General features: G+C 71.3%; 25 protein-coding genes, 1 tRNA gene and 1 other RNA gene. 8 read left to right on the top strand and 19 right to left on the bottom strand.

Annotated features, from left to right (window positions below; genetic code table 11):
- Window positions 1–19: 19 nt before the first annotated feature.
- The 3 genes from DEU37_RS03630 to ffs all read right to left on the bottom strand — a co-directional run bounded on the left by DEU37_RS03630 (window position 20) and on the right by ffs (window position 3,583).
- On the bottom strand, window positions 20–1,210 hold the full coding sequence (locus DEU37_RS03630; protein WP_121189284.1) for an acetate/propionate family kinase: 1,191 nt from the start codon (window positions 1,208–1,210) through the stop codon (window positions 20–22).
- On the bottom strand, window positions 1,207–3,357 hold the full coding sequence (gene pta / locus DEU37_RS03625; protein WP_121189283.1) for a phosphate acetyltransferase: 2,151 nt from the start codon (window positions 3,355–3,357) through the stop codon (window positions 1,207–1,209). Before pta ends, DEU37_RS03630 begins: the two co-directional genes overlap by 4 nt.
- 129 nt (window positions 3,358–3,486) lie before the next feature.
- An RNA gene (gene ffs / locus DEU37_RS03620) (signal recognition particle sRNA small type) lies at window positions 3,487–3,583 on the bottom strand.
- A gap of 82 nt (window positions 3,584–3,665) precedes the next feature.
- Here ffs and DEU37_RS03615 point away from each other — a divergent pair.
- Genes DEU37_RS03615 through DEU37_RS03605 form a run of 3 tightly spaced genes read left to right on the top strand, consistent with a single transcriptional unit; the run spans window position 3,666 to window position 8,176 of the window.
- Window positions 3,666–4,646 carry a MoxR family ATPase gene (locus tag DEU37_RS03615; RefSeq protein ID WP_121189282.1) on the top strand — a complete coding sequence of 327 codons (981 nt, stop codon included), beginning with the start codon at window positions 3,666–3,668 and terminating at the stop codon, window positions 4,644–4,646.
- 13 nt (window positions 4,647–4,659) lie between these two features.
- Window positions 4,660–5,949, top strand: a complete 1,290-nt coding sequence (locus tag DEU37_RS03610; RefSeq protein ID WP_121189281.1) for a DUF58 domain-containing protein — start codon at window positions 4,660–4,662, stop codon at window positions 5,947–5,949.
- The gene (locus DEU37_RS03605; protein ID WP_121189280.1) at window positions 5,936–8,176 is read left to right on the top strand and encodes a DUF3488 and transglutaminase-like domain-containing protein; all 2,241 of its coding nucleotides are present in this window, start codon (window positions 5,936–5,938) and stop codon (window positions 8,174–8,176) included. The genes DEU37_RS03610 and DEU37_RS03605 overlap by 14 nt, the downstream gene beginning before the upstream one ends.
- Window positions 8,177–8,198: 22 nt before the next feature.
- Here the strand turns inward: DEU37_RS03605 and DEU37_RS03600 are convergent, their stop codons facing one another.
- The 3 genes from DEU37_RS03600 to DEU37_RS03590 all read right to left on the bottom strand — a co-directional run bounded on the left by DEU37_RS03600 (window position 8,199) and on the right by DEU37_RS03590 (window position 11,571).
- A complete protein-coding gene (locus DEU37_RS03600) occupies window positions 8,199–9,611 on the bottom strand; it encodes a dicarboxylate/amino acid:cation symporter (protein ID WP_121189279.1) in 1,413 nt (470 codons plus the stop codon).
- 213 nt (window positions 9,612–9,824) lie between these two features.
- The gene (locus tag DEU37_RS03595) at window positions 9,825–10,229 is read right to left on the bottom strand and encodes an arsenate reductase ArsC (RefSeq protein ID WP_121189278.1); all 405 of its coding nucleotides are present in this window, start codon (window positions 10,227–10,229) and stop codon (window positions 9,825–9,827) included.
- A 19-nt stretch (window positions 10,230–10,248) separates the two neighbouring features.
- Window positions 10,249–11,571: an NAD(P)-binding domain-containing protein gene (locus tag DEU37_RS03590; protein ID WP_121189277.1), complete on the bottom strand. Its 1,323-nt coding sequence runs from the start codon at window positions 11,569–11,571 to the stop codon at window positions 10,249–10,251.
- Between the two features lie 88 nt (window positions 11,572–11,659).
- Here DEU37_RS03590 and DEU37_RS03585 point away from each other — a divergent pair, with 88 nt between their 5' ends.
- The gene (locus DEU37_RS03585) at window positions 11,660–12,007 is read left to right on the top strand and encodes a metalloregulator ArsR/SmtB family transcription factor (protein ID WP_121189276.1); all 348 of its coding nucleotides are present in this window, start codon (window positions 11,660–11,662) and stop codon (window positions 12,005–12,007) included.
- Window positions 12,004–12,519 carry a GNAT family N-acetyltransferase gene (locus DEU37_RS03580; protein WP_121189275.1) on the top strand — a complete coding sequence of 172 codons (516 nt, stop codon included), beginning with the start codon at window positions 12,004–12,006 and terminating at the stop codon, window positions 12,517–12,519. Before DEU37_RS03585 ends, DEU37_RS03580 begins: the two co-directional genes overlap by 4 nt.
- Window positions 12,520–12,567: 48 nt before the next feature.
- On the opposite strand, the gene DEU37_RS03575 is transcribed toward DEU37_RS03580, so the two are convergent.
- The 4 genes from DEU37_RS03575 to DEU37_RS03560 all read right to left on the bottom strand — a co-directional run bounded on the left by DEU37_RS03575 (window position 12,568) and on the right by DEU37_RS03560 (window position 14,896).
- Window positions 12,568–12,656 (bottom strand) — tRNA-Ser (locus DEU37_RS03575).
- Between the two features lie 39 nt (window positions 12,657–12,695).
- Complete coding sequence (locus DEU37_RS03570) at window positions 12,696–13,412, bottom strand: hypothetical protein (RefSeq protein ID WP_220699813.1); 717 nt, start codon at window positions 13,410–13,412, stop codon at window positions 12,696–12,698.
- Window positions 13,413–13,715: 303 nt separating this feature from the next.
- On the bottom strand, window positions 13,716–14,420 hold the full coding sequence (locus DEU37_RS03565; RefSeq protein WP_121189274.1) for a CoA pyrophosphatase: 705 nt from the start codon (window positions 14,418–14,420) through the stop codon (window positions 13,716–13,718).
- A gap of 26 nt (window positions 14,421–14,446) precedes the next feature.
- Complete coding sequence (locus DEU37_RS03560) at window positions 14,447–14,896, bottom strand: cell division protein FtsK (protein WP_121189630.1); 450 nt, start codon at window positions 14,894–14,896, stop codon at window positions 14,447–14,449.
- A gap of 82 nt (window positions 14,897–14,978) precedes the next feature.
- On the opposite strand from DEU37_RS03560, the gene DEU37_RS03555 reads away from it, so the two are divergent.
- Window positions 14,979–15,878: a RimK family alpha-L-glutamate ligase gene (locus DEU37_RS03555; protein ID WP_121189273.1), complete on the top strand. Its 900-nt coding sequence runs from the start codon at window positions 14,979–14,981 to the stop codon at window positions 15,876–15,878.
- Window positions 15,879–15,883: 5 nt separating this feature from the next.
- Here DEU37_RS03555 and DEU37_RS03550 read toward each other — a convergent pair whose 3' ends face one another.
- The 5 genes from DEU37_RS03550 to DEU37_RS03530 form a co-directional block, all read right to left on the bottom strand.
- Entirely contained in the window at window positions 15,884–17,569 is a 1,686-nt protein-coding gene (locus DEU37_RS03550; protein ID WP_121189272.1) for an AarF/ABC1/UbiB kinase family protein, read from the bottom strand.
- Between the two features lie 6 nt (window positions 17,570–17,575).
- A complete protein-coding gene (locus tag DEU37_RS03545) occupies window positions 17,576–18,148 on the bottom strand; it encodes a PadR family transcriptional regulator (protein WP_121189629.1) in 573 nt (190 codons plus the stop codon).
- An 85-nt stretch (window positions 18,149–18,233) separates the two neighbouring features.
- Window positions 18,234–18,788 (bottom strand): NYN domain-containing protein, encoded by a 555-nt coding sequence (locus DEU37_RS03540; protein ID WP_005051328.1) that lies wholly within the window; start codon window positions 18,786–18,788, stop codon window positions 18,234–18,236.
- 70 nt (window positions 18,789–18,858) lie between these two features.
- Window positions 18,859–19,038, bottom strand: coding sequence for a hypothetical protein (locus tag DEU37_RS03535; protein ID WP_121189271.1), 180 nt, complete (start codon window positions 19,036–19,038; stop codon window positions 18,859–18,861).
- A gap of 37 nt (window positions 19,039–19,075) precedes the next feature.
- Complete coding sequence (locus DEU37_RS03530; RefSeq protein WP_121189270.1) at window positions 19,076–19,723, bottom strand: SDR family oxidoreductase; 648 nt, start codon at window positions 19,721–19,723, stop codon at window positions 19,076–19,078.
- A 36-nt stretch (window positions 19,724–19,759) separates the two neighbouring features.
- Between DEU37_RS03530 and DEU37_RS03525 the strand changes: the two genes are divergently transcribed.
- Entirely contained in the window at window positions 19,760–20,794 is a 1,035-nt protein-coding gene (locus DEU37_RS03525; protein WP_121189269.1) for a beta-propeller fold lactonase family protein, read from the top strand.
- A 72-nt stretch (window positions 20,795–20,866) separates the two neighbouring features.
- Here the strand turns inward: DEU37_RS03525 and DEU37_RS03520 are convergent, their stop codons facing one another.
- From DEU37_RS03520 to DEU37_RS03510, 3 genes are all read right to left on the bottom strand, one after another.
- Entirely contained in the window at window positions 20,867–21,700 is an 834-nt protein-coding gene (locus tag DEU37_RS03520) for an SDR family NAD(P)-dependent oxidoreductase (RefSeq protein WP_121189268.1), read from the bottom strand.
- A gap of 79 nt (window positions 21,701–21,779) precedes the next feature.
- Complete coding sequence (locus DEU37_RS14995) at window positions 21,780–21,923, bottom strand: hypothetical protein (protein WP_259457118.1); 144 nt, start codon at window positions 21,921–21,923, stop codon at window positions 21,780–21,782.
- Window positions 21,924–21,985: 62 nt separating this feature from the next.
- Window positions 21,986–23,293 (bottom strand): MFS transporter, encoded by a 1,308-nt coding sequence (locus DEU37_RS03510; RefSeq protein ID WP_121189267.1) that lies wholly within the window; start codon window positions 23,291–23,293, stop codon window positions 21,986–21,988.
- A 264-nt stretch (window positions 23,294–23,557) separates the two neighbouring features.
- Here DEU37_RS03510 and DEU37_RS03505 point away from each other — a divergent pair, with 264 nt between their 5' ends.
- On the top strand, window positions 23,558–24,793 hold the full coding sequence (locus DEU37_RS03505) for an MFS transporter (RefSeq protein ID WP_121189266.1): 1,236 nt from the start codon (window positions 23,558–23,560) through the stop codon (window positions 24,791–24,793).
- A gap of 12 nt (window positions 24,794–24,805) precedes the next feature.
- Here the strand turns inward: DEU37_RS03505 and DEU37_RS03500 are convergent, their stop codons facing one another.
- Window positions 24,806–26,086, bottom strand: coding sequence for a M18 family aminopeptidase (locus tag DEU37_RS03500; RefSeq protein ID WP_121189265.1), 1,281 nt, complete (start codon window positions 26,084–26,086; stop codon window positions 24,806–24,808).
- Window positions 26,087–26,106: the final 20 nt, after the last annotated feature.

Raw genomic sequence — 26,106 nt, 5'->3', positions numbered from 1 at the left:
GCCCGGTGTGGCCCGCGCGTCATGAAGCGACGACCGCGAGGGTCTGCCGTGCGATCTCCAGCTCCTCGTTGGTGGGAACGACGAGCACGGTGACGGCGGAGTCGTCGGTGGAGATGGTGCGGATGCCGCGCTCGCGCGCCTCGTTGCGCGTCGGGTCGATGCGGATGCCGAGGAAACCCAGCGTCGCCATCGCCTCCGCGCGGACGAGCGGCGAGTTCTCCCCCACTCCGGCCGTGAAGGAGATCACGTCCACGCCGCCGAGCTGTGCGATGTAGGCGCCGATGTAGGCACGCAGACGGTGGATGTAGACGTCGAAGGCGAGCATGGCCGCCCCCGCGCCCTCGGCGCGGCGGTCCTCGATGTCGCGCATGTCCGACACGCCGGCCAGGCCCAGCACACCGCTGCGCTTGTTGAGGAACTCGTCGAGCTCCCCCGGGCTCATGTCCTCGCGACGGGCGAGGACGAGGAGCACCGACGGGTCGAGGTCGCCGGAGCGGGTTCCCATGACCAGGCCCTCCAGGGGGGTGAGCCCCATCGAGGTGTCGACGGAGTGCCCACCGTCGATCGCGGTGATGGAGGCCCCGTTGCCGAGGTGCAGTACGAGCTGCTTCAGCTCTCGCAGCGGCCGCTCCACGTGGGCCGCGGCGGCCTCGCTGACGAACTTGTGGCTCGTGCCGTGGAAGCCGTAGCGGCGGATGCGGTGCTTGCGGGCGATCGTCTGATCGATCGCGTAGGTGTAGGCCGCCGGCGGCAGCGTCTGGTGGAAGGCCGTGTCGAAGACGGCGACGTGCGGCAGCGCCGGGAAGGCGGCCCGCGCGGCGCGGATGCCCTGCAGCGCCCCGGGGTTGTGCAGCGGCGCCAGCACCGACAGCTCGTCGATGTTGATCTCGACGAGATCGTCGATGAGCGTCGGGCGGAAGAACCGGGCGCCGCCCTGGACGACGCGATGGCCCACCGCCGACGGCGGGGTCTCGACGAGCGACGGGCCGTACTCCTCGAAGGCGTCGAGCATTACGCGGAAGCCGGCGGTGTGGTCCGGGATCGGCAGTTCGCGCGAGTGGTCGGCATCCCCCACCTTGTGACGAGCCGAACCGCTCTCCTGGCCGATCCGCTCGACGAGCCCCGACGCGAGCGCCGTCTGGGACTCGACGTCGACGAGCTGGTATTTGAACGACGAGGAGCCGCTGTTGATGACGAGGACGACGGTCATGCGTTGATTCCCTGCTGCTGGTTCTGCGCCTGGATCGCGGTGATGGCGATCGTGTTGACGATGTCTTCGACCAGCGCTCCGCGCGACAGGTCGTTGATGGGCTTGTTGAGTCCCTGGAGCACCGGTCCCATGGCGATCGCTCCGGCCGAGCGCTGCACCGCCTTGTACGTGTTGTTGCCGGTGTTGAGGTCGGGGAAGACGAACACCGTCGCCCGGCCCGCGACCGCGGAGTCGGGCATCTTCGCCTTGGCGACGGCGGCGTCGGCCGCCGCGTCGTACTGGATCGGTCCTTCGACGAGCAGCTCGGGCGCGCGCTCGCGGACGAAGGCCGTGGCCTCGCGCACCTTGTCGACGTCCTCGCCCGATCCGGACTCGCCGGTGGAGTACGAGAGCATCGCGATGCGGGGCTCGATGCCGAACTGACGCGCCGTGGCGGCCGACGAGATCGCGATGTCGGAGAGCTGTGCGGCGGTGGGGTCGGGGATCACGGCGCAGTCGCCGTACACGAGCACGCGGTCGGCGAGCGCCATGAGGAACACGCTGGAGACGACCGAGACGCCCGGACGGGTCTTGATGATCTCGAACGCGGGCCGGATGGTGTGCGCCGTGGTGTGGGCGGCGCCGGAGACCATGCCGTCGGCGAGACCCAGGTGCACCATCATGGTGCCGAAGTACGACACGTCGGTGATGGTGTCGGCCGCCTTCTCGTACGTGATGCCCTTGTGCTTGCGCAGCTCCGCGTACTCCTCGGCGAAGCGGTGCACGATCTGCGGGTCGAACGGGCTCAGCACCTGCGCGGCGCTCAGGTCGAGACCGAGCTCGACGGCGCGACCGCGCACCTCGGCCTCGTCGCCGAGGATCGTCAGGTCGGCGATGCCGCGGGCGAGCACGGTCGCCGCGGCCCGCAGCACGCGGTCGTCGCCGCCCTCGGGCAGCACGATGCGCTTACGGCCGGTGCGGGCACGCTCCAGGAGCTGGTACTCGAACATCAGGGGCGTCACCACCGTGGAATGGGCCAATCCCAGAGCACGCGTGAACTCGTCGGTGTCGACGTGCTGCTCGAACAGGGCCAGCGCCGTGTCGTAGCGGCGCTGCGAGCCGGCCGCGAGGCGGCCACGCGTGCTCATGACCCGGACGGCCGTGTCGTAGGTGTCCAGGTCGGTCTGGATGATCGGAAGCGGCGAGTCGAGCCCCACCATGAGGTCCTGCACGGCCGGCGGCAGCGGGAACGGTCCGTTGAGGATGATGCCCGCGATCGAGGGGAATGTGCCCGACGAGTTGGCCAGCAGCAGTCCGAGCAGCACTTCGGTGCGATCGGCCGGGACGATCACGATGGCACCCTCGGTGAGCCGCGGAAGGATGTTGTTGAGCGACATGCCCGCGACGACCACGTCGAGCACTTCGCGCAGGAGCAGTGCCTCATCGCCGCGCAGGAGCGTGCCGCCGAGGGCGAGCATGATGTCGCGCACGGCAGGCGCGACGAGGAAGACGTCCTCGGGGATGGACCACACCGCCACCTCGGCTTCGCGGTTGCCGTCGACGGCGGGCACGCCGCGCACGACGTCGCCGATCGCCGCGTTGATCTCGTCGAGGTGCGCGGGGTCGGCGCGGTTGGTGATGACGGCGAACAGCTCGGCACGCTGGTGCGTGATGTCGGTGAGGGCGAGCTCGGTCACCTGTGCCAGCTGCTGCGGCGTGCGCGGCACGCTCACCCCGAGACGATCGCCCTGGTCGGCCCGGCCGTTGAGCACGACGAGCACCGGCGCGCCCAGGTTCGCCGCGATGCGGGCGTTGTAGCCGAGCTCGCTCGTGGAGCCGACGTCGGTGAAGTCGCTGCCGACGACGACGACGGCATCGCATTTCGCCTCGACCGCCTTGAACCGCTCCACGATGCGCGAGAGCGCGGCATCCGGGTCGCGTCGCACGTCGTCGTAGGTGACACCGACCGCCTCTTCGTAGTCGAGGTCGACGCCGATGTGATCGAGGAGCATCTCGAGCACGTAGTCGCGTTCGTCGATCGAACGGGCGATGGCCCGGAACACGCCCACCCGAGGGGTGGAGCGGGTCAGTGCGTCGAGCACTCCGAGGACGATGGTCGATTTGCCGGACAGTCCCTCGGTGGAGGTGATGTAGATGCTCTGCGCCACGGGTTCCAGCCTAGGTGGGGGTTGCTGGAGCCCGGCAGGGATCTGCCGGAGAAAACCTTCCGCCGGGACGGAAGCAGCGATCCGGACGGGTGGCGCACGCCGACGCACGCGCGGAAAGTCCCCGGGCAAAAGAAAGACTCTCCGCGAACCCGGCAGAGCCTGGTTACCCTTGCTACGTTTCCGTCCTGGGGGAGTTGGCCTGGATGCCGCCTCGCGGAGAGCTGTATGCGAGTTTACCCGACGACGGGCTCCTGCCTCGCCAGTCGGGTTAGCATCGAGCGAGCACCGCCGCTGAGACAGGGAGACGCATGCCCGACCACCCGCTCACCGCCGAATCGTTCGCCCGCGCGGCCGAGGCCGTCGAGTCCTCGATCACGCGCGTCATCGACGGCAAGCCGGATGCCGTGCGCGCCGCGCTCGTCTGCCTTCTCGCCGAAGGACACCTCCTCATCGAGGATGTGCCCGGGGTGGGCAAGACGATGCTGGCGCGGGCGCTCGCGGCATCCGTCGACGCGAGCGTGCGCCGCATCCAGTTCACGCCCGACCTCCTCCCGGGCGATGTGACGGGGGTGAGCGTCTACAACCCGGTCGATCGCGAGTTCGAGTTCAAGCCGGGTGCCGTCTTCGCGCAGATCGTCATCGCCGACGAGATCAATCGGGCCTCTCCCAAGACGCAGTCGGCGCTTCTGGAGGCGATGGAGGAGCATCAGGTCACCGTCGACGGCACCAGCCACGCGCTGGCCGACCCGTTCCTCGTCGTCGCGACACAGAACCCGCTCGAGATGGAGGGCACCTACGCCCTGCCCGAGGCGCAGCGAGACCGCTTCATGATGCGGATCTCGATGGGCTATCCGGATGCCGAGAGCGAAGTCCTCATGCTGCGTCAGCGCGAGCGCGTCAACCCGCTCGACGCGCTCAGGCCCGTGCTCGGCGCCGCCGACGTGCGGGCCCTCATCTCCTGGGTACGCAGAGTGCACGTCTCCCCCGCCGTCGAGGAATACGCCGTGGGGCTGTCGCGGGCGACACGCGAGCACCCCGACCTGCGCCTCGGGGCGAGCCCCCGAGCCACCCTGCAGCTCGTCCGCGCCGCCAAGGTGCGTGCGGCGCTCGACGGCCGAGAGTTCGTCATCCCGGACGACGTGGCGGCGCTCGTCGAGCCCGTCTTCGCCCATCGACTGATCGCCTCGCGCGGCACCGCATCGGCTCGCGGCCGCTCCGGCGCCGAGACGATAGGCACCGTGCTGCGCGCGATCGTCGGCGCCGTGCGCGTGCCGCTCGCGACCCGCTGATCGAGAGCACGCGATGCCCCGCTGGCCCCTGCTGTCCCGTCTGCCGCTGACGCTGCGCGGCGTGGGCGCGCTGGTACTCGCGGGGGTGTGCGGCGTGCTCGCCCAGCGCTTCGGCATCGCCGAGCTCGCCTACGTCGGCGCCCTGTTGGCGTCCGCCGTGGTCGTCAGCGCCGCCACCCTGTACCTGCTCCCGAGCTCGGCGCGGGTGACCCGCGCCTTCTCCCCCGACGTGGCCGCCACCGGCAGCGAGGTGCGAGTACGGCTCACCGTGGAGATCCGCGCCTCGCTGCCCTCCAGCGAGGCGCGGTGGCGAGACGCCGTGCCCGACGGCGTGATCCCGGCATCCGCTGTCGACACGGCGCCGGGCGGCGTGCTGCCGGCGACCGGGTCGGCGATGGCGGGCCCGTCGCGGGTCGAGGTGGACTATGCCGTGCGGGCCGAGCGCCGTGGCCTTCGCCGTGTGGGGCCGCTGGCACTCGTGACGACCGATCCGTTCGGCTTCACGCGACGCCGTCGCACGGTCGGCGACACCTCGCCGCTGGTGATCGTGCCGGAGATCGTCGACCTCGACGAACTGCATGATCTCCCCGGCGACGCCGGAGGGAGCACCCGCAGCGTGACCGATCGGATGGGCCAGGGCGCCGACAACCTCATCCCGCGCACGTACGCGCCCGGCGACTCGATGCGACGCATCCACTGGCGCGCCAGCGCCCACCGCGACGAGCTGATGGTGCGTCAGGAGGAGCAGGAGACCACCCCGGAAGCCGTGGTCGTGCTCGATCGCGGCGCGGCGCGCTGGTCGCCCGCCGCCGGACGCGCCGCCGGCGCGGACCCCGCCTTCGAGACGGCGGTCTCCGCCTGCGTCTCGGCGACGGCGCGACTGGTCCGCGAAGGCTACCTCGTCACCGTCATCGACGCCGACGGCGCCGTACTGTGCGACCCGATCGACGGCGGCGACACGGCGGGCGTCGAGCATCTCGCCGTCACCCTCGCCACCATCACCGCGCGGCGCGATCTGCCCCTCGACGCACTCGCACGGCTGTTCAGCGGGATCGCGGCCGGTCCCGTCATCGTCGTGACCGGTGGCCTGGCGTATGCGGATGTCGTCGCGCTCGCACCCGTGCCGCACCACAGCACCATGCCGATCCTCCTCCTCGTGTCGGAGGCACAGGAGGTGCTGGCGGCCGCCGCCGACACCGGGTGGCGCGTCGGCGCGCTGACCGCGGGCGGCGACGTCGCGGCCGCCTGGAGCGACGCCCTGGCGTCGCGCGAGCCCCGGAGCGTGCACCGTGCCGCCTCGTGAGCGGCGCCGCCGCGGAGAGCTGCGCCTCGCACTGGCGCTGTGGCTCGGCATCCTGAGCACGCTCGTTCCGCTCACCCGCGTCGTGCAGAGCGGCTCGTGGCTGTGGGGCGCGATCGCCCTGCCGTTCGCGCTGCTGGCGCTCGGCTACGGGCTGCGCCGGCTGCGACTGCCGGTCATCGTCGTCACGATCATCGAGCTCGCCGCGTGGACCGGGGCGGTCACCGCCGTCTTCTTCCCGGCGAACGCCCTTCTGGGTGCGATCCCGACCGGCGGCGTCGTGGAGGCGCTGCCCCGGATGATCACCACGGCATCCGCTCTCATCACGGACGGTGTCGCTCCCCTGACGCCGACGCAGCCGCTCGTGTTCCTCATCGTCGCATCGCTCGGGCTTCTGACCGTCGCCCTCGATCACGTCGTCGTCACGGCGCGGATGCCGCTTCTGGCCAGCATCGCCCTGGTCGCCGTCTGGCTCATCCCCGCCATCGCCGTGCCGGCCGGGGTCGACATCGTGGCGTTCGTGGTGCTCGCGGCATCCGTGCTGCTGCTCATCCGCGCCGAGACCCGCACCCGCGAGGCGCGTACCGCCGGCGCATCCTCGCGCACGGTCAACGCCGCAGGGGTGACGGTCGTCGCCACCGCGATCGGCGCCGTCGCGATCATCGCCGCTCTCGCCGTCGGCCCCACGCTGCAGGCGTCGGTGCCCGCGGCGGGGTTCGGCACCTCCACGATGATCGATCCGTCACTCGATCTCGGCAAGGACCTGCGCCGTCAGGACGGTGCGACCGTGCTCACCCTGCGTACCGACGGCACCCGCGTGCCGTACCTGCGCGTGGCGACGCTGTCGCTGTTCGACGGCACGGTCTGGCAGCCCGACCGCACGAGCACCGTCGATCTGAGCGCGGCGCCACTCGAGCCCGTCGATGTGTCCCCGGACATCGCGGTCACCCCGACGCGCACGACGGTCACGATCAAGAACCTCGCGTCCGCCTACGCGCCCGTCCCGTACCCGGCCACCGAGGTCGACGGATTGGCCGGCGCGTGGCAGTTCGCCCCGTACAACCGCACCGTCGCCGGCGCGGCCGGGGCGACGCAGGGCCAGGAGTACACCGTCGTCTCCGACATCGCCCAGCCGACGCTCGAGCAGATCCGCGCGTCGTCGGCGGGAGGCGCGGGTGTGAGCCTCGACGTGGACTCCCTCCCCGCCGGCAGCCCGCCGATCATCGCGCAGCTGGCCCGTCAGGTCACCGCGCAGGCCGACACCGACTACGACAAACTCATCGCGCTGCAGGACTGGTTCCGCGGTCCGGAGTTCACGTACTCGCTCGACGCGCCCGTGCAGGAGGGCTTCGACGGGCAGGGCGTCGACGCCGTGGCCGCCTTCCTCCAGGCCAAGACCGGATATTGCGTGCACTTCGCGGGCGCCTTTGCCCTCATGGCACGCAGCCTCGGCATGCCGACCCGGATCGTCGTCGGGTTCCTCCCCGGCTCGTTCACCGGCCAGGTCATCGACGGTCAGCGCGTCATCGACGTGACGGGTCGCCAGCTGCACGCGTGGCCTGAGGTCTCCTTCCGCGGCATCGGCTGGGTCCCGTTCGAGCCGACCAAGAGCCTCGGCACCGAGACGCGCTTCGACAGCGCCGCCTCGACCGCGACCGCGGCGCCGACGACGTCGCCCCGTCCGGAGGCGACCTCCGCGGCCACGACCGCCCCGACGGCCGACGTGAACGACCCGCAGCAGGGGGCGCAGACGGATGCCGCGGGATCCGGGCCCGCCCTGGTCGACCTGCGTCCGCTCCTCACCGTCCTGGGCGGCGTCGTCGTACTCGCCGCACTGCCGGGACTGACCGGGGCGCTCCGGCGGCTCATGCTGCGCCGGCGCGCAACGGTCGCCGCCGCCTGGCGACTCGTGCAGGACACCGCGATCGATGCGGGACTTCCCGTGCCCTCGTCGCGCTCTCCGCGTGCTTTCGGCGCCTTCCTCGTGGCATCCGGCAGCGCGCCCGCGGAGGAGATGTCGCGGCTCGTGGCCGCCGTCGAGCGTGCGAACTACGCGGCGGGCGCCGCGAGCGGGGGCCCGGATGCCGCGGCGATGAGGGCCGCCCTCGGCATCCGATCCGCCATGCTCGCGGCGATGCCGGCGGCGCGGCGGGCGCGCACGCTGGCGCTGCCGTGGTCGCTGGTGGTGCGGCCGGGCTCGGGATTCGCCGATCGCGGCGCGCCGGTCTGAACCGGCGCGCCGCGATCCGGCGTCAGCTGCGCGACAGCGCGGGGGCCTGCTCGTCGGCGTCGTCGGCGGAGTCGTCGGCGAACGGCTCGCCGTCGCGCGGAGCGTCGTACAGCTCGCGGTTCAGGATGCCCTCGCGCTTGGCGACGATCGTCGGCACCAGGGCCTGACCTGCGACGTTGACCGCGGTGCGGCCCATGTCGAGGATCGGGTCGATCGCGAGCAGCAGCCCGACGCCCTCCAGCGGCAGGCCGAGCGTGGAGAGGGTCAGCGTGAGCATGACCGTGGCGCCGGTGGTGCCGGCCGTGGCCGCCGAGCCCACGACCGAGACGAGGGCGATCAGCAGGTACGACACGATGTTCAGCTCGATGCCGAAGAACTGGGCGACGAAGATCGCGGCGATGGCCGGGTAGATCGCGGCGCAGCCGTCCATCTTCGTCGTCGCGCCCAGCGGCACCGCGAACGACGCGTACTCGCGCGGCACGCCGAGGTTGCGCTCGGTCACACGCTGCGTCAGCGGCAGGGTGCCGATCGAGGAGCGCGAGACGAAGCCGAGCTGCACGGCCGGCCAGACGCCCGAGAAGTACTGCTTGATCGACAGACCGTGGCTCTTGACGAGGATCGGGTAGACGACGAAGAGCACCAGCACGAGGCCTGCGTACACGGCCACGACGAACCAGACGAGCGTGAGCAGCTTGTCGGTGCCGTACTGCACGACCGCCGAGGCGATGAGGCCGAGCGTGCCGAGGGGCGCGATGCGGATGATCCACCAGAGCACCCGCTGCACGATCTTCAGCGACGACTGCGTGAACGCGACGAACGGCTCGGCGCGCTTGCCGACCTTGAGCGCCGCGATGCCGACGGCGACCGAGATGACGATGACCTGCAGCACGTTGAAGCCGACGGTAGAGGTGATCGCACCGGTCGACTCCCTCGCCGAGCTCGACACGGTGAGGCCGAGGAAGTTCTGCGGGATCAGGCCTTTGAGGAAGTTCCACCACGTGCCGACGGCGTAGGGGGCGCCGGTCGTGAGCTGGTCGTGCGCGACGCGGTTGCCGGGCTGGATCGTGATGCCCAGGACGATGCCGATCGTCACCGCGATGAGTGCCGTGATCCCGAACCACAGCAGCGTCTGACCCGCCAGGCGGGCGGCGTTGGTGACGTTTCGCAGCTGCGTGATGCTGGCCACGACCGCGAGGAAGATCAGCGGGACGACGGCGGCCTTCAGCAGCGTGACGTACGCGTTGCCGATGGTCGACAGGGTCGCGGCCAGGCCGTTGGGATTGCCCGCGGCATCCGGACCCAGATTCAGGGCGAGGATGCCGAGCAGGATGCCGGCGATCAGCGCGAGCGTGATCTGGAAGCCGAACGAGCGGTAGAAGGGCTTCTTCGGCTGGGGCGGACGCGCGGCGGGCGCGGTGGTGCGGGTGGAACTCATGAGGGGGGATATCTCCTGTTTCGGCGGATGCCGGGTGGAACTTCGCAGGGTGTCGACGTTACGTCGCGGCCGGCGCACTCGCGAGTCACGATGACGCACGATGACGCGGGTGACACGCGAGCGCGGACCGCCCGTCAGCCCAACGACGGCGATGACCGGTGCATTCCCGGCGGTCGGGACTCGGTTCCCGCTCCCCTCGAGAGCCGCAGCTTCTCAGCTCAGGCTGGCGATGAGTTCCTGCACCCGCCCCTTGATGTCGTCACGCACCCCGCGGACGACCTCGACGGGCTGGCCCGCCGGGTCGGTCAGCTGCCAGTCCTCGTAGCGCTTTCCGGGGAAGATGGGGCAGGCGTCGCCGCAGCCCATCGTGATGACGACGTCGGCCTGGCGCACGGCATCCGTGGTCAGAATCTGCGGTGTCGCCGAGGACAGATCGATGCCTTCTTCGGCCATCACGGCCACGGCGGCCGGGTTGACCGCGTTGCCCGGCTCACTGCCGGCGGAGAACACATCGATCTGGTCCCCCGCGAGCGCGCGGAGGTAGCCCGCGGCCATCTGCGAGCGGCCGGCGTTGTGCACGCAGACGAAGAGAACGGCGGGCTTGGTGGAGTCGGTCATGGCATTCCTCGTTCGGGTGTCAGGAAAGGGCGGATGCGGTCGGGATGATCGAGACGGGCTGAGGGGGCGGAGCGCAGCAGGCGCCGCCCAGCGAGACGCCCGAGGCGTCGAAGAGCCCGGCACCGCCGCACACGCCAGTATCGGGCAAGATCAGCTCGACACGCCGCGCGGCCTCGTGGTCGCCCGCCACGTCGGCCACGACGCTGCGCACCTGCTCGTACCCGGTGAGCGCGAGAAACGTCGGCGCGCGGCCGTACGACTTCGCCCCGACGATGAAGAAACCCGGTTCGGGGTGGGCGAGGTCGGCGGCGCCGGTGGCGGCGACCGAGCCGCACGAGTGCACGTTGGGATCCACCTCGGCGGCGATGCGAACGGGAGCCTGCAAGGTGGAGTCGAGCTCCAGGCGCAGCTCCGACAGGAACGACAGGTCGGGGCGGAAGCCGGTGAGGACGACGACCCGGTCGGCAGCGAGGCGACGGCCATCCTCTGCCACGAGGACGACGCCGTCACCGTCCGCCGCGACGCGCTCGACACGGAACCCCGTCACGAGCGACACGAGACCGGCATCCACGAACTCCTTCGCACGGATGCCGAGGGCTCCGCGCGCGGGCAGCTCGTCCGCCTCGCCACCTCCGAAGGCGTTCCCCGCGCTCGCACGCCGCAGCGCCCAGGTCACCGTGGTGGACGGATCGCGGCGCGCCATTCGCGCCAGCGCCAGCACGGCGGTGATGGCGGAGTGTCCGGAGCCGACGACGACGGTGCGTCGGCCCTCGAAACCGGAGCGGTCGCGGAAGTCGGGGATGCGATAGGTGAGCCGGTCGGCCGCCGCGCGCTCGCCGAGGGCGGGCAGGCCGTCCGCACCGGCGGGGTTGGGCGCACCCCACGTGCCCGAGGCGTCGATGACGGCGCGTGCCGTGAGGCGATACTCGCCGCCCTCGCTCGGCTGGACGTGCACCGTGAAGGGCTGGTCGCCACGACCCGCATCGACGAGGCGGTCGCGTCCCGAGCGGGAGACGCCGATGACGCGCGCGCCACAGCGCACACGGTCGCCGAGCACGTCGGCCAGGGGCGCGAGATAGCGACCGATCCACTGTGCGCCGGTCGGATAGCCGGTCGACGGCGCCGTCCACCCGGTGGTCTCCAGCAGCCGGGCACCCGCCGCGTCGACGATCTCGGACCAGTCGGAGAACAGCCGCACATGGCCCCACTCGGCCACGGCGGCGGCGGGCGTCGCACCGGCCTCCAGCACGACGACCGGCATCCCGCGTTCGATGAGATGGGCGGCAGCGGCGAGACCCTGGGGTCCGGCGCCGATCACGACGACGGGCAGCGTGTCATCCACCGGACTCCTCCTTCGTATCGACACCTGTCGATGGATAAAGATTCCGGCATGCATCGACAGATGTCAATACGAGGTGCACAATCGAAGGATGCCGACGCTGCTGCCCCTCCTGACGACCACCGCCGACGGGTGCAGCTCAGCCGCGCCCGCGAACGCGCTGACGGCGGAGGAGGCAGAGACCCTCGCCCGCACCTTCAAGGCGCTCGGCGACCCCACGCGGGTGCGCCTGCTGTCGCTGATCGCGGCGTCGCCGGGCGGTGAAGCCTGCATCTGCGACCTCACCGAGCCGGTCGGCCTCTCCCAGCCGACCGTCTCCCACCACATGAAGCTTCTCGTGGATGCCGGACTCGCCACGCGTGAGCAGCGCGGCCGCTGGGCCTACTTCCGGGTCGTCACCGACGCCCTCGACCAGGCCGCGAGCGCCCTCCGCCCGTGAACACTGTCGACATCCGCCCGATGCGGCCCGAGGACTGGCCGGAGGTCGAGGCGATCTATCGCGAAGGACTCGCCACGGGCAACGCCAGCTTCGAGGCTGAGCCGCCCACCTGGGACGCCTTCGACGCCGGCAAGCTGGGCGTCGGCCGGTTGGTCGCCGTCGACGCCGACGGCGGCGTCACGGGATGGGCCGCGGCATCCGCCGTCTCGACCCGCGCGGTGTACCGCGGCGTCGTCGAACACTCCGTGTACGTCGCCGCCCGGGTTCGCGGCGGCGGCGTGGGACGGGCGCTGCTTGCCGCGTTCGTCGAGGCGACGGATGCCGCCGGAGCGTGGACCGTGCAGTCGAGCATCTTCCCGGACAACCACGCGAGCCTCGCCCTTCACGAGCGGGCGGGTTTCCGCCGCGTCGGTCACCGGGAGCGCATCGCGCTCATGACCTACGGACCGTGGGCGGGTCAGTGGCGCGACACGATCCTGGTGGAACGGCGTCGCCCCGACGGAGCGCCGTAACGCGAGAACCCCGCCCAGGCTTTCGCGTGGACGGGGTTCTCGGTTGAGCGGAAGTGACAGGATTTGAACCTGCGAGGCGAGTTACCCCGCCTACATGGATTCCAGCCATGCTCCTTAGGCCGCTCGGACACACTTCCGTCGACGATCCTATCAGCCGCCGCGACGGCCGTTGTCGCTCACGCGGTCGCGAGAAGGTCCCCGGCGAGCAGCAGCTGCGGCACCTGCGTGAACCGCCACGCCCCGGCATCCGCGGGGCTGAGGCACCACACAAGATCGAATCGATCCCCGGGCCACGCGGCCGGCGGTGACGGGTCGATCGATCCGAGACGGCTCAGGATGTCGGGGATCAGCTCGTGCTCCCACGCGACGAGCGTGCACCCCGTCGTCGTGCGCAGGGCCGTAGCGAGCGCGGCCGTGTCGTCCTTCTTCCACGTCGTCTCCAGAGTGAGCCCCAGCCGCGCGGCCAATGGGGTCACCGTCTGCGCGGGGCGTTTGCTCCCCTTCTCCGGATCGGCCGCGATGAGGCGCGTCGGGCGTCCGAGACCCGCACGCACGGGCACCGGGCCCTGCGACGTGCGCGGGTCGAGCAGCCCCACGAGCGCGCCGGCACGCTGCCATCCGGCGACGGTGAGCGACTCGGCATCCTGCGAGCCGTCGGGCCCCACACCGTACGGCGCCCCGGATGCCGCTGGTTTCTCCGCATGACGGATGAGCATGATCAGCGGCGCGTCGTTCGCAGAAGGGGATGCCGAGGTCGCGTGGTCGTGCGTCGGAGAAGCGCCCGTCGCCACCGCGGAGCACGCCGCGAGCGCCAACGCCGCTGCAGAACCCAAGCCCGCGGTCAGGAGGCTCCGTCGCGAGAGTGCGTCGCGCGCCTGCCGACGTTCGTCCATGTGCTCCTTCTCCGATCGTGCCCGCCGATCGTCACACGCCGGTCCGCGCCAACTCCACGGACCGAGCAGGTTCATCGGGCGTGCTGGCGAAACGCCCAGCAACCCCACCGAAACTCGGGGTCGCAAACGGCGCTCACGACGTCGCGCAAACCGCAGATCGCGCCACCGATCCGCCAAAGAGCGCGACGGGCGACCCGATCGGGGTCACAAACGGCGCTCACGACGTCACGCAAACCGCAGATCGCGCCCCCGATCCGGGCCCGCGCCGCCGCGGGCACAGGGCGCCCCGCCTAAATCGGCAGCCTAGATCGGCAGCGGAATGCGCCGGGTGTCGGCTCCGAAGTCCCACGGCTCGGTCCAGCCGAGCCGGTCGAACAGCGCGTCGAGCACCATCGCGGTGAAGCCCCAGACGAGGTGGCCCTGCACCTCGAAAGCCGGCCCGCGCCACGTCTGTCCATCACGGTCGATGACGGTCACCCCGCGGTTGCGCGCATCGAGCAGGTCGGCGACCGGCGCGCGGAACACGGCGGCCGACTCGGCGTCGTCGACGACGCGAACGGGAGACGGATGCCGCCACCACCCCAGCACGGGAGTCACCAGGTGCCCCGAGAACTCGAGCGGCACCGGCGGCAGCGCACCCAGCACCTCGACACCGGCAGGATCGAGCCCCGTCTCTTCCTCGGCCTCGCGCAGCGCGGCCGCGATGGGCCCGGCATCCGCGGGGTCGAGGCGTCCTCCGGGAAACGCAACCTGTCCCGGATGAGCGCGGAGCGTGGTCGCACGCTCCAGCAGCAGCACGTCGAGGTCGCGCGAGACCGCGGCATCCTGCGCCGCGTGTGCGCTCGGTACGTCATCGAGCACGCCGAACAGAATCAGCACCGCGGCGGCGCGCGGCGAGACGGCTGCGGGTAGGTGCCGCAGCGGCACTGTCCAGTCCCGGCCATCGCGAGCCAGAGCGGTCAGCTCGGCGCGTGCCCCGACGACGGGAGCGGCGGAGTCGGAGGGCACCCGTTCAGGCTACGACGCGCCGACCGCTACGGCGACGCACGGAACTCACCCGAAGCGAAAGGGAACGGGAAGACGATCGCGTATGGCCCGGCGGGGTCCGGCACCGGAACCAAGGCGAGCCACGTCAGCGACACGACCGTCGCGACGACGAAGAGCACGACGACGCCCGTGGCCGCGCACCCGAGAATCCGCCGCGCATCGTCGTCGGATGCCGCGTGATGAACAACACGCTTCAGCGAGATGAGCACGATGACGGCGGCCGCGACGAAGACGAGAGGGCTCGGACTCATGATGAGTTCCGTGCACGCGGCCGGCCCCGAGGTCTGCCCGATGCACGACTGCTTCTGACCGCGCACGAACATGCCGTAGCCGCACGCGAGAAGCACCGACAGCAGGACGAGTCGGCGCACGCGCTCGACGAGGACGACGCCGGGGAGCGTACTGCTCTCGAAGAGGGGAACGGCCGTGGCTGCCATGAACACCTCCGTACTCTTCCTGCCAGCCTGCCGCCCGGCAGGGGCCCGGTCAAGGAGAACGCCCTCGGTAGGGTGGTCTCTCGTGACCTCGCCTGCACCGCGAATCGGCATCGTCGTCACCGACGCCGCCTTCTATTCCGACGAAGACCCCGACCACGACACGCCGGTCCTCCTCGACGCGCTCCGCGCTCGCGGCGCGGCGGCCGAGGCCGTCGTCTGGCACGACAACACCCTCGATCTCGCAGCCTTCGACCTGCTCGCGATCCGCTCCCCGTGGGACTATCCCGAACGCCCCGCCGAGTTCCAGGCATGGCTCGAGCGCGCGGCGGCATCCACCCGCGTCGTCAACGCTCCGGCGACGATGCGCTGGAACCTCGACAAGCACTACCTCGCCGACCTCGAAGGCGCCGGCATCCGCGTGGTGCCGACCGCGTACGCGACGAGCGTCGACGACGTCCGCGCGGCGCTGGCCGCGCACGCCCGGGTCGTCGTCAAGCCAGCCGTATCGGCGGGGGCGCGCGACACCGGCCTCTTCGACGCCGACGACGAGCGAGCGCTCGAACTGGCGACACGGATCATCGAGGCCGGCGGCACCGCGATGATCCAGCCCGAGGTGCCCGAACTGTCACGCGGGTGGGAGAAGGCGCTCTACCTGATCGACGGACGTTTCACGCACGCCATCTCCAAGGGCGCTCTGCTGGAGGTGGGCGGCGGACTCATCGGCGGCGTCTACGAGGAGCATCCCGAGCAGGTGCCCGCCTACGACGACGAGATCGCCTTCGCCACCGCCGTCGTGCAGGTCGTGCAGACGGTCACCGGCGGCCCGCTCCCCCTGTACGCCCGCGTCGACACGGTGCGCTCGCGCGCATACGGGCTGGCGCTGCTGGAGGTCGAACTCGTCGAGCCCGCCCTCAACCTGCACGTCGCGCCGCACGCCACCGATGCCGTCGTCGACGCACTGCTCACCGCGGCAACGGGCTGAGCGCCCTAGCGACGCCGGCGCCGACCGCGCGGCAGGAGGCTGACGGCCAGCGGGACGAGCGACGCGATCATCATCGCGACGCCGAAGGCCTCGTCGGTCATTCGCAGCAGGATGCCGCCGATGAGCAGGATGCCGAAGACCACCGCCGCCAGTCCTCGCTGCGCGATCCGCTCCAGGCGGTCGAGTCGGCGTTCGAGGCGCGACATGTCGACCAACACCGTCCCCTCCTCGAACCCGGTGATGAGGCCGTCGAGACGGCCGGGTAGGCGCCATGCGGTGGTGGCGACCTCGGAGATCTGAGCGAGCGCGTCTCTGAGCACGTTGCCGCCCTCATCGCGCAGCACCTGGCCGGCGAACGGCTCGACGCTCTCCCAGATGTTGTACTCGGGCTCCAGCGTGCTGCACACGCCCGAGGTGAGCGAGATCGCGCGCACGATCAGCAGGAAGTTCTCCGGCAGCTGGAACGGCAGGTTCCGCACGACATCGCCGAACTCCTCCGCGAAGTCGCGGAACTCGCGCGGGTCGACCTCGCGCAGCTGCGCGAACCCCATGCCGCCGAAGCGGGCGAACAGCTTCGCGTACGCGCGCTCGAGCTCGCGGGTGTCGGCGCCGGGCAGAAGAGCGCCCACGTCGAGAATGCCCTGCACCAGCCGCTTGCTGTCGCGGGCCGCGACCGCCAGCAGCACGGTGCGAAGCCCCGATCGCAGCCGATCGTCGACGGTGCCCATCATGCCGAAGTCGATGAAAGTGAGCGTCCACGGCGGAGCCGCGGGGTCGGCACCGGACGGTCGCGGCGTCACGAACACGTTGCCCGGGTGCGGATCGGCGTGGAAGAAGCCCGTCCGGAACAACTGGGTGAACATCGTCGTGGCGAAGGCCTCGGCCACCTCGACGGGATCGATGCCGGCCGCGCGCAGCCCCGCGACGTCGGAAATCTTGATCGCGGTGACGTCCTGCAGCGTCAGCACCTTGCGCGTCGAGCGCTCCCACACGACCTCCGGCACCGCGATGGCAGGGTCATCCGCCATGTCCGCGGCGAAGCGCTCCGCATTCTGCGCCTCGTGGAGGTAGTCGATCTCCTCCCGCGATGTCGCGGCGAACTCCTCTGCCAGCGCGGGCGCATCGACGCGGTCCGAAACCAGTCGCACGCGGCTCAGCCACCCCGCGACCCGGCGGAGGGCCGCCAGGTCGACGTCGACGATCTCGTCGATCCCGGGGCGCTGCACCTTCACGACGACGGCGCCGAAGCCGCTCAGCGTCGCATCGGCCGGCGTCAGTCGGGCGCGGTGAGCCTGACCGAGGGATGCCGCGGCCACCGGCGTCTCGTCGAACCAGGCATACGCGCGCTCCAGCGGCATCCCGAGCTGCGTCTCGGCGGCGGCACGGATGTCGGCGAACGGCACCGGCGGCACCTCGTCCTGCAGCCCCTCCAGCTCCTTCGTGATCTCCGGCGGCAGCACGTCCAGGCGCGAGGACATGAACTGGCCGACCTTGATCATGAGACCGCCGAGGTCGACGGCGAGCGCGTGGAAGCGACGGGCGATGCGCTGCATCCGCGCGCTGCGCGACCGCTCGGCAAGGCGCCCGAGGCCCACGCGCGGCAGGAACAGGTCGTACCACCAGGTCTGCGCCAGCGACAGTGCGGCGAAGCGGAGGATGCGCCGGTACCGCGCGCGTGAGCCCGACTGCACCGCAGATCAGCCCTGGGCGAGCAGCGCGTAGACGCGTCGGCGGGCCTCGTCGAGGATCTCGACGGCGCTCTGCACCTGCTCCGGCGTACCGGTGCGCCCGACCTGCCCGACGGCCTGGGCGAGCGCGAAGCCGGCCTTGGGCAGGGCGCTCATGCGACCACCGTCGCGCTGGCCCGGGGTCTCCCAGGGTGCCGGACGATCGGCGGAGGTCTCCGCTTCGGCGCGGCCGGCGTCGGTGAGCGCGTAGGTCTTGCGGCCGTTCGCCTCGTCGGCGACGATCAGGCCCTCGTCGGCGAGCATCTGCAGCGTCGGATACACCGAGCCGGCGCTGGGCTTCCAGGCGCCGTCGCTGCGCTGCTCGATCTCCTGGATGATCTGGTAGCCGTGCATCGGCTGCTCGGCGAGCAGGGCCAGCACCGCGGCGCGTACGTCGCCGCGTCCCATGCGGGGGCCGGTGCGCTGTTCGAAGGATGCGCGGAGATTCTCCATCGCGTCCCACATGCCCGCCGACCCGGCCGCGAAGGGGCCGGAGCCGAACCCGCGTCCGCCGAAGCCCGGACCGGAGAATGAACCGTTCATGATGCCTCCCGAAATCGCGCCGACCACTCGGCGATAGTGAACGATATATCGTTCACCTGTGTTCGCGCCGTGAGTTCGCGCGTCCTCAGCCGAGGAACTCGGCGGGGTCGAACTCCTCGATGGGGATGACGCGCACGCGCGGCAGTTGGGCGTCGAAGGCGTGCACGTCGTACTCGAGATCGAAGAACTCGATGCCGGGAACGGCGGCGAACTCGCTGCTGCGGAACTCGTGGAACCCGATCAGCCCGACGCGGCGATCATCGTCGACGAGGGTTGCGAGGTCGTCGACGAAGTCGCGGTCGTGACTGACGAGGACGACGTCGCCGCTGCGATCCTCGAGAGCCCGGAGCGTCCGCTGGATGGCGAGGTCGACGACCTTCGCATCGGCCGGACCCGACAGCGGCACCGGGGTGTAGCCGAGCGCCAGCAGCGCCTGCACGAAAGGCATGGGCAGATGCGTCGACGCGTTGAGGAAGAAGAGGCCGCGTACCGGCTGCTGCCAGCGCTCCTCGATGAAGCTCAGCAGGCGATCCCACCGGGGGCGCTCGTCGGGCTGCGGGCGACGACCCAGGATCGATCCGCCGAGCGTGGCATCGATGTTCTCGCCGTCGACGAGGATCCAGCTGGTGCGATCCGTCACGTTGCCTCCCTCGGCATCCGCGCGCACCCACCCGGGCCGCGCCCTTCGACGCTAGCAGGGGCGCGCTGACTCACCCGTCGCTGCGGGCGAACAGCCGCCGCAGCACGAAGAAGACGATCACCGCGACGACCAGCACCACGACGAGCTTCGCCACGAACCACAGCACGCTGAAGACGACGTTGACGATCACCCAGGCGATCGCGATCGCCACGATCACGCCGACGATGCTCCAGAGGGTGCTCTTGCTCATGCCTCCAGCGTACGGGCGCCCGCGCGGATGCCGCCCCTCAGCCGTCCGCCAGCGCGTGCGCGATCGGCGTCGAACCGGCGTTGAAGCTCACGGTGCGCCCCCGCGTCGCGGGCTCGTCGACCGTGGCCGCGAGCACCGCGGCGACGTCGGCGCGCGACACCGACGTGCCCGACGGGGCAGTGGTCTCGATCAGCCCGGTGGGGTCATCGTCGGTCAGGGCCGACGGAGCGAGGATCGTGTACTCGACGCCGCTGGCGCGCAGATGCGCATCCGCGACGGCCTTCGCCTCGGCGTAGGCGAAGAAGCCGTTGTCGGGGTCGACGCCGTGGTCGGGCCCGGCACCGAAGTACGACACCATGACGAACCTGTCGACGTTCGCCGTCGCGGCGGCGTCGATCGTGCGGATCGCCGCGTCGCGGTCGACGGCGTACGTGCGTGCCGCATCGCCGCCGCCGGCGCCCGCCGACCAGACGACGACGTCGAACCCGCGGACGAGGTCGGTCAGCTGGGCGAGGTCGAGACTCGCAACGTCGGCCATCACGGGATGCGCACCCGCCGTCGTCACGTCGTCGACGTGGTCCGCGGTGCGGATGACCGCGCTGACCTCGTGGCCGGCCCGAGCGAGCAGCGGCTCGGTCTTCAGCGCCACCTTGCCGTGTCCGCCGATGATGAGGATGCGTGCCATGGTTCCAGCGTACGCGGCGCCACCTACGCTGGAACCATGACCGCCACGACTGCCCTCGTCCTCGTCGCCAACGCTGCAGACGGCTCCCTCTCGACCTTCCGTCTCACCGACGGCGCACTGGAGCGCATCGCCGTGACCGAGGGGCTGACGGGGTGCTCCACGCTCGCCGTGGACGCTACGCGCGACCTCGTCTACGCGGCGGTCAAGGGCGATCCCGCCGGCATCGTCACCCTCTCGCTCGATCGCACGAGCGGTGAGCTCACCCCCCTCTCGCGCCGCGATCTGCCCGCCGGCGGCATGAACTACCTCGCCCTCACGCGTGATGGATCGGCATTGCTCGGAGCAAGCTACGGCGGCGGCTACGGCATCCTCTCCCCCGTCACCGACGGCACCGTCGGCAAGCCGGTGTCGGAGATCTCCTACCCGAATCTGCACTCCGTGCTGCCCAGCGCCGACGGCCGTTTCGCCTACTTCGTCTCGCTCGGGGCCGACCTCGTCGCCCAGTACGCGATCGCCGACGAGCTCGCCCTCGTCCCGCTGGAGCCCGCGACCGCGGCGGCTCCGGCCGGCAGCGGCCCGCGCCATCTGCTCGTGAACGAGGCGCAGGATGCCGTGTACGTCATGACCGAGTTCTCCGGCGAGGTGCTCCACTACGCCCGCGACACGGCCGCCGGCACGCTCGAGCTCGTGGGCGCGGCATCCGCCTTCGACCGTTCCAAGGATCTCGGCCACAGCGAGTTCGGCGCCGATCCTCTCGCGCACCACTACATCTGGGGCGCCGACCTGCACGCCGGCGCCGACGGACGCGTGCTGTGGGCGTCGGAGCGCACGGAGAGCACCCTGGCGGCGGTTCCCGTCGCCGCCGACGGCAGCCTCTCGGATGCCGCGACCTTCACCGTCACCGAACAGCAGCCCCGCGGCTTCGACACGAGCGCCGACGGCCGTTACCTCGTGGCCGCCGGCGAGAAGTCGACGACGGTCTCGCTGTATGCCGTCGACGGCGAGCGCCTGGAACTGCTGCAGCGGGCCGAGACCGGCAACGGCGCCAACTGGGTGCGCTTCATCGATTGACACCCACGTTCATCCGTCCCGTCTGGCCGCCTTCGCATCCCGGAGGCGACCGGAGCGGACGGATGAACCGGGTCAGAGACCGACCATCTCCGCGCTGCGCTCCCACAGGCGCGCGGCGATGACCGGGTCGGCGGCCACCGGCGAGGTCCGCGCGAGGCGGTTGGCGATGTAGTACCCACCGCGCGCCCAATCCAGACCCGGCTTGCCCAACGCGAGCCAGGCCAGCCGTGCCCCGCCGACGTCGGTCGAGGTCAGCAGACGGCTCGTGATCGGGTTGGTGTACAGGAAGCGCCACGGTCCCTTCGCCGTCGAGGCGAAACTGCTGCCGATCACGCCCGGGTGGAAGGCGGCCGCGGCGACGCCGTCGTCGCCCCAGCGGCGCTCGATCTCCTTCGTGAACAGGATGTTGGCGAGCTTCGCATTGCCGTAGGCAGAACTCGCCGAATACCGGCGTTGCGCGTTGAGGTCGTCGATGTCGAAACGCGAGAAGCGTCGCGCCGCCACGCTCGAGGTCTGGATGACCGAGGCCCCCGTGTCGGCGAGGCGATCGCGCAGCAGATTCGTGAGCAGGAACCCCGCCAGATGGTTCGTCTGGAAGGTCGCCTCGAACCCGTCGACAGTGACCGTACGATCGCCGAAGATGCCGCCCGCGTTGTTCGCGAGCACATCGATGCGCGGGTAGCTCGCCCGCAGTTCGTCGGCGAGCGCACGCACCTGGGCGAGCACGGCGAAGTCCGCGACGTGGAAGGGCACGCCGAGTCCCTCGGCGACCTGCCGCGTGCGACGCGGATCGCGCCCCACGATCACGACCCGCTGCCCGGCGAGGGCCAGCTGTCGGGCCGCGGCGGCACCGATGCCGCTGCTGGCTCCGGTGATCACGATCGTGCGGGGCTCGTTCTCGGTCATCCCGCGAGTCTACGTCCGCCGACGAAGGGTCCTGCCGGGCCGCCCCCTGCATGACCGCGACCCGACAGGAGTTCAGGGGTCAGGGCGAGGGGATGCCGCCCTCGACGTTCGGCGTCTCGCCGATGACATGGCCGCGGACGCGACCGGCGCCGCGGCGTGTGTCGTCGCAGAGATCGGCGCGGAGGGCGGCCGGATCGCTGAACGTGCACTGGTCGCGGGTCATCCCGGCAGTCTCGGGGACGAGGCGCCGCCGCGCAGGTGGATTGACAGCGCTGCCGGGCAGTGTTAGTGCGCGCGGGCGTGTTCGTCCGTCCCGTCGCGTCGCCACGCCTCGTCCGCAGCGACATCTGCGGCCGGATGAGCGGGAACGGCGCGGCGGCGGCCGATCGCGATGTTGACGACGCCCAGCGACAACACGACCGCCGCGGCCGCTGCGGGCACGGCCATCGCGACGCCCAGCGAGACCTCTTCGGCGATCCAGCCGGTGGCCGCCGCGGCGAGCGCCTGCGCGAGCGTGAGGGCAGAGGCGAGCAGCGTCATGGTCGTCGCCGATCGTCCGCGGGGAGCGCGCTCGCCTGCGAGGGAGAACAGCGTGACGAGCGTCGGTCCGACGCCGAGCCCCATGACGAGCAGCCAGCCGGCGACCACGCCGAGGCTCGACGATGTCGCATACCCGACGGATGCCGCGGTCAGCACCCCTGCGAAGACGAGCCAGCGGTGGCGCAGGGCGAAGCGCGCGGGCAGCAGCACGACGCCGAGGGCCAGCACCGCGGAGCCGATGCCCATGAGCCCGTAGAGCAGGCCCGCCTGCGCCTCGTCGCCCGCGGCGCGCGCGAAGGCGGTCAACGACGTCAACGCCGATCCGAAAAACATCCCCACGCCGAAGGTCGCCGCCACGAGCACGAGCATCGACGACGTCAGCACCGCGCGGAAGGCGGCGCGCTCCGCCGCGGCGTCGGCGCGGTTCTGCAGCAGGCGCGCGGTGGGGTGCAGGGCGAAGGCGAGGACGAAGCCGAAGCTGAGCGCGGCGGCCACCGCGATGGGCGCCCACGGCGCGATGAGGGCCGCGAGGATGCCGACGAGGAACGGACCGATGACGAAGGCCGTCTCGTCGGCGGCCGACTCGTAGGACATCAGACGCGAGGTCGTCTTCGTGCGGCGCTCGGGGGCGATGCGCGCGGCCACGATCGCCAGCAGCCGGCTGCGCGACATGGCCGCCGCCTGCGGTCCGGTCAGTCCGATCGCCAGAGCAGCGGCGAGGATCACCCCGGGGGGCGTGTCTGCGGTCGCGACCAGCGGGAACAGCGCGAGCAGCACGCCGTTGGCCAACCCCACGGGAACGAGGACACGCCGCTGGCCGTGCCGGTCGACGAGGTCGCCCATGACGGGACCGGCGATCACGACGCCGATGCCGACGGCGGCCGAGGTGAGGCCGCCGAAGCCGACCGAGTCGGTCGCGTGGACGACGAGCATGAGCACGCCGACGGTCATCATCGCGAAGGGCAGTCGCGCCACGAAAGCGATCGGCCAGTAGGCCCAGCCGGTGTGCGCGATCAGCGATGAACGACCGCTGGCGGTCGAGGGGTGGTGCACGGGGTTCCTCCGGGACATGGGCTCGTTATTCACGTGCCGCCTTGCCCTCCGAACGAATCCGGGGCCGGGTGCCGTCCGCGACGCCGCGGTCGGATGGCTGGGTGGAGCAGGTAGATGCACTTCGCGCTCCGCGAGGGAGCACGACACTCGATTGTACCGGACGAGGATCTTCGGTGGTCTGACCACATCGCGAAAACGGGGTAGCATCGAACGGTCCCCGACCGCCAGCGACAACGGCGCCGCATCCTCACAGATGGGCACCGCATGTCACTCGCCACCTCTTCACTGCCGATTCCGGTCGCTGCGGCCGCCCGTCGCACACACCTGACGCCATGGGTGCGGGTGAGCGCCGCCGTCTTCGCCGTCGCGTGGGGCGGCAATGAGTTCACCCCCCTGCTGGTCACATACCGGTTGGAGCAGCACCTCAGCGCTCTGACCGTCAACCTCCTCCTCGGCGCGTATGTCCTCGGCATCGTGCCGGCCCTGCTCATCGGCGGTCCGCTCTCCGATCGGTTCGGCCGCCGGGCTCTCGCCCTGCCCGCGCCGCTGCTCGCCCTCACCGGGTCTGCGGTGCTCGCCGCCGGGGGCGGCTCGGCCGCGCAACTGTTCGTCGGCCGGGTCTTCTCCGGCCTCGCACTCGGTCTCGTGATGGCCGTGGGGACGGCGTGGATCAAGGAGCTCTCGACGGCCCCGTTCGACACCGACGCCGATGCCGGAGCCGGCGCGCGGCGCGCGGCGCTGGTGTTGACGGTCGGGTTCGCCCTGGGAGCGGCGGTGGCGGCCGCCATCGCCCAGTCGGGGACGGCTCCGGAAGTGCTGCCCTACCTCGTCAACGTCGTGCTGTGCGCACTCGCGCTCACGCTCATGTGGTCGGCGCCCGAGACGCGCACGCGCGCCGCGCACCCGGGTCGACTGCGCGACGACCTCCGGATCCCGGCCGCGGCTCACCGCCGGTTCCTCTTCGTCGTCGCCCCCCTCGCCCCGTGGGTGTTCGGCACGGCGGCGAGCGCCTACGCGATCCTGCCCGTGCTCTTCTCCGCCCAGGTGCCGGGCTTCGAGGTCGGGTTCGCGGGCCTGCTGTGCCTCATCGCGCTCGGCTGCGGTGTGGCCGCCCAGAGCCTCGTCCGGCGCATCGATCGGGCCGGCAGCGCGCGGACGATCGTCGCCTCATTCGCGGCGACGACGATCGGGCTGGCCCTGGCGGCGGGAGCTGCGGTGAGCATGTCGCTGCCCGTCGCGATCATCGCCGCCGCAGCCCTCGGCACGGCCTACGGTTTCCTGCTGGTGACCGGACTGCAGGAGGTGCAGCGCATCGCCGGCCCCGACGATCTGGCAGGTCTGACCGCCGTCTACTACTCGCTCAGCTACCTCGGCTTCTTCGTGCCCGCCGTCCTCGCCTCGCTCAGCCCGATGATCGGCTATCCGCTGCTGTTCGGCGCGGGCGCCCTGTTCGCCCTCGTCAACCTGCTGGCGACGTCGGCGGCGCACCGCCGCTACTGAGGTCGACAGCGCTCAGGAGGAGAAGAACGCCTCCGCCGCGCGGGTGAGGGCGAACAGGTCGGCTGTGCCGGCGAGTTCGCGCGCGGAGTGCATCGACAGGATGGGAATGCCGACGTCGACGGTGCGGATGCCCAGACGCGTCGCCGTGATGGGGCCGATCGTCGATCCGCACGGCACGGCGTTGTTCGAGACGAACTCCTGCGAGAGCACACCCGCCGCGTCGCACCAGCCGTGCCAGGCGGCCGCGCCGGCGGCATCCGTCGCGTAGCGCTGATTCGCGTTGATCTTCAGGATCGGACCGCTGCCGAGGACGGGCTGGACGACGGGGTCGTGCTTGTCGGGATAGTTCGGGTGCACGGAGTGACCGACGTCGCTGGAGACGCACCAGGATGCCGCGAGCGCGCGCAACTGCTCATCCCGGTCGGCCCCGAGCCCGCGCTGCACCCGCTCGATCACGTCCGACAGGAACGGGCCGGCGGCGCCGGAGCGTGTGGCCGAGCCGACTTCCTCGTGGTCGAAGACGGCGAGCATCGGGATGTGCGCGGTGTCGGGCTCCACGGCGGCGAGGGCGGTGACGCCGGCGTGGACCGAGGCGAGATCGTCGAGGCGGCCGCTGGCGAAGAGGACATCGTCCTTGCCGAAGACAGCACCGCGGGCGGCATCGGCGGTGACGATGTCGTAGCCGCGGATGCGCCCGGCGTCGACGCCGCCGGCGGCGGCGAGCTCGGCGAGCAGGTCGGCGGACGCGGCATCACCGAGCCCCCAGACGGGCTGGGTCTGGGTCTGCTTGTGCAGAGCGAGGTGGTCATTGGCCTCGCGGTCGAGGTGAATGGCGAGCTGCGGGAGCCGCAGCAGCGGCCCGGTCGCGGCCAGCACGGCCGAGCCGTCATCGAGCACGAGGCGTCCGGCGAGGCGCAGCTCGCGATCGAGCCACGAGGTGAGCAGGGGGCCGCCGTAGATCTCGACGCCGGCTTGCAGCCAGCCGAGGCGTCCGGTGGTCGGCTTGGGCTTGAGCTTCAGCGCCGGGGAGTCGCTGTGCGCGCCGAAGACGTGGATGCCGGTGCGCGCGCCTGCCCCGCGGGGCAGCACCCAGGCGATGACGGCGCCGTCGCGCACGACGACGTAGCGCCCGCCAGGAACGAGCGACCACCCCTCTTCCTCGACGAGCGAGGTGAACCCGGCATCCTCGAGGCAGCGTGCGACCTCCGCGGCCGCGTGGAAGCTCGAAGGGGACGCGGCGACGAAGTCGGCGAGGTCGTCGGCGTGGGCACGGACGGCAGCGGAGGCGGGCATCTTCTCAGCGTAGTTCGGGC

The organism is Microbacterium sp. AG790 (genome assembly GCF_003634765.1).
Lineage (GTDB): Bacteria > Actinomycetota > Actinomycetes > Actinomycetales > Microbacteriaceae > Microbacterium.
Note: the sequence above shows the minus strand (reverse complement) of the source record. Positions and strands in the feature narration are given on the sequence as shown.

What these genes read in the sequence shown, in the direction of transcription:
- DEU37_RS03630 (WP_121189284.1), bottom strand. Translation starts at nt 1,210, where the DNA reads ATGACCGTCGTCCTCGTCATCAACAGCGGCTCCTCGTCGTTCAAATAC.
- DEU37_RS03615 (WP_121189282.1), top strand. Translation starts at nt 3,666, where the DNA reads ATGCCCGACCACCCGCTCACCGCCGAATCGTTCGCCCGCGCGGCCGAG.
- DEU37_RS03610 (WP_121189281.1), top strand. Translation starts at nt 4,660, where the DNA reads ATGCCCCGCTGGCCCCTGCTGTCCCGTCTGCCGCTGACGCTGCGCGGC.
- DEU37_RS03600 (WP_121189279.1), bottom strand. Translation starts at nt 9,611, where the DNA reads ATGAGTTCCACCCGCACCACCGCGCCCGCCGCGCGTCCGCCCCAGCCG.
- DEU37_RS03595 (WP_121189278.1), bottom strand. Translation starts at nt 10,229, where the DNA reads ATGACCGACTCCACCAAGCCCGCCGTTCTCTTCGTCTGCGTGCACAAC.
- DEU37_RS03585 (WP_121189276.1), top strand. Translation starts at nt 11,660, where the DNA reads ATGCCGACGCTGCTGCCCCTCCTGACGACCACCGCCGACGGGTGCAGC.
- DEU37_RS03570 (WP_220699813.1), bottom strand. Translation starts at nt 13,412, where the DNA reads ATGGACGAACGTCGGCAGGCGCGCGACGCACTCTCGCGACGGAGCCTC.
- DEU37_RS03560 (WP_121189630.1), bottom strand. Translation starts at nt 14,896, where the DNA reads ATGGCAGCCACGGCCGTTCCCCTCTTCGAGAGCAGTACGCTCCCCGGC.
- DEU37_RS03545 (WP_121189629.1), bottom strand. Translation starts at nt 18,148, where the DNA reads ATGAACGGTTCATTCTCCGGTCCGGGCTTCGGCGGACGCGGGTTCGGC.
- DEU37_RS03535 (WP_121189271.1), bottom strand. Translation starts at nt 19,038, where the DNA reads ATGAGCAAGAGCACCCTCTGGAGCATCGTCGGCGTGATCGTGGCGATC.
- DEU37_RS03530 (WP_121189270.1), bottom strand. Translation starts at nt 19,723, where the DNA reads ATGGCACGCATCCTCATCATCGGCGGACACGGCAAGGTGGCGCTGAAG.
- DEU37_RS03525 (WP_121189269.1), top strand. Translation starts at nt 19,760, where the DNA reads ATGACCGCCACGACTGCCCTCGTCCTCGTCGCCAACGCTGCAGACGGC.
- DEU37_RS03520 (WP_121189268.1), bottom strand. Translation starts at nt 21,700, where the DNA reads ATGACCGAGAACGAGCCCCGCACGATCGTGATCACCGGAGCCAGCAGC.
- DEU37_RS14995 (WP_259457118.1), bottom strand. Translation starts at nt 21,923, where the DNA reads ATGACCCGCGACCAGTGCACGTTCAGCGATCCGGCCGCCCTCCGCGCC.
- DEU37_RS03505 (WP_121189266.1), top strand. Translation starts at nt 23,558, where the DNA reads ATGTCACTCGCCACCTCTTCACTGCCGATTCCGGTCGCTGCGGCCGCC.
- DEU37_RS03500 (WP_121189265.1), bottom strand. Translation starts at nt 26,086, where the DNA reads ATGCCCGCCTCCGCTGCCGTCCGTGCCCACGCCGACGACCTCGCCGAC.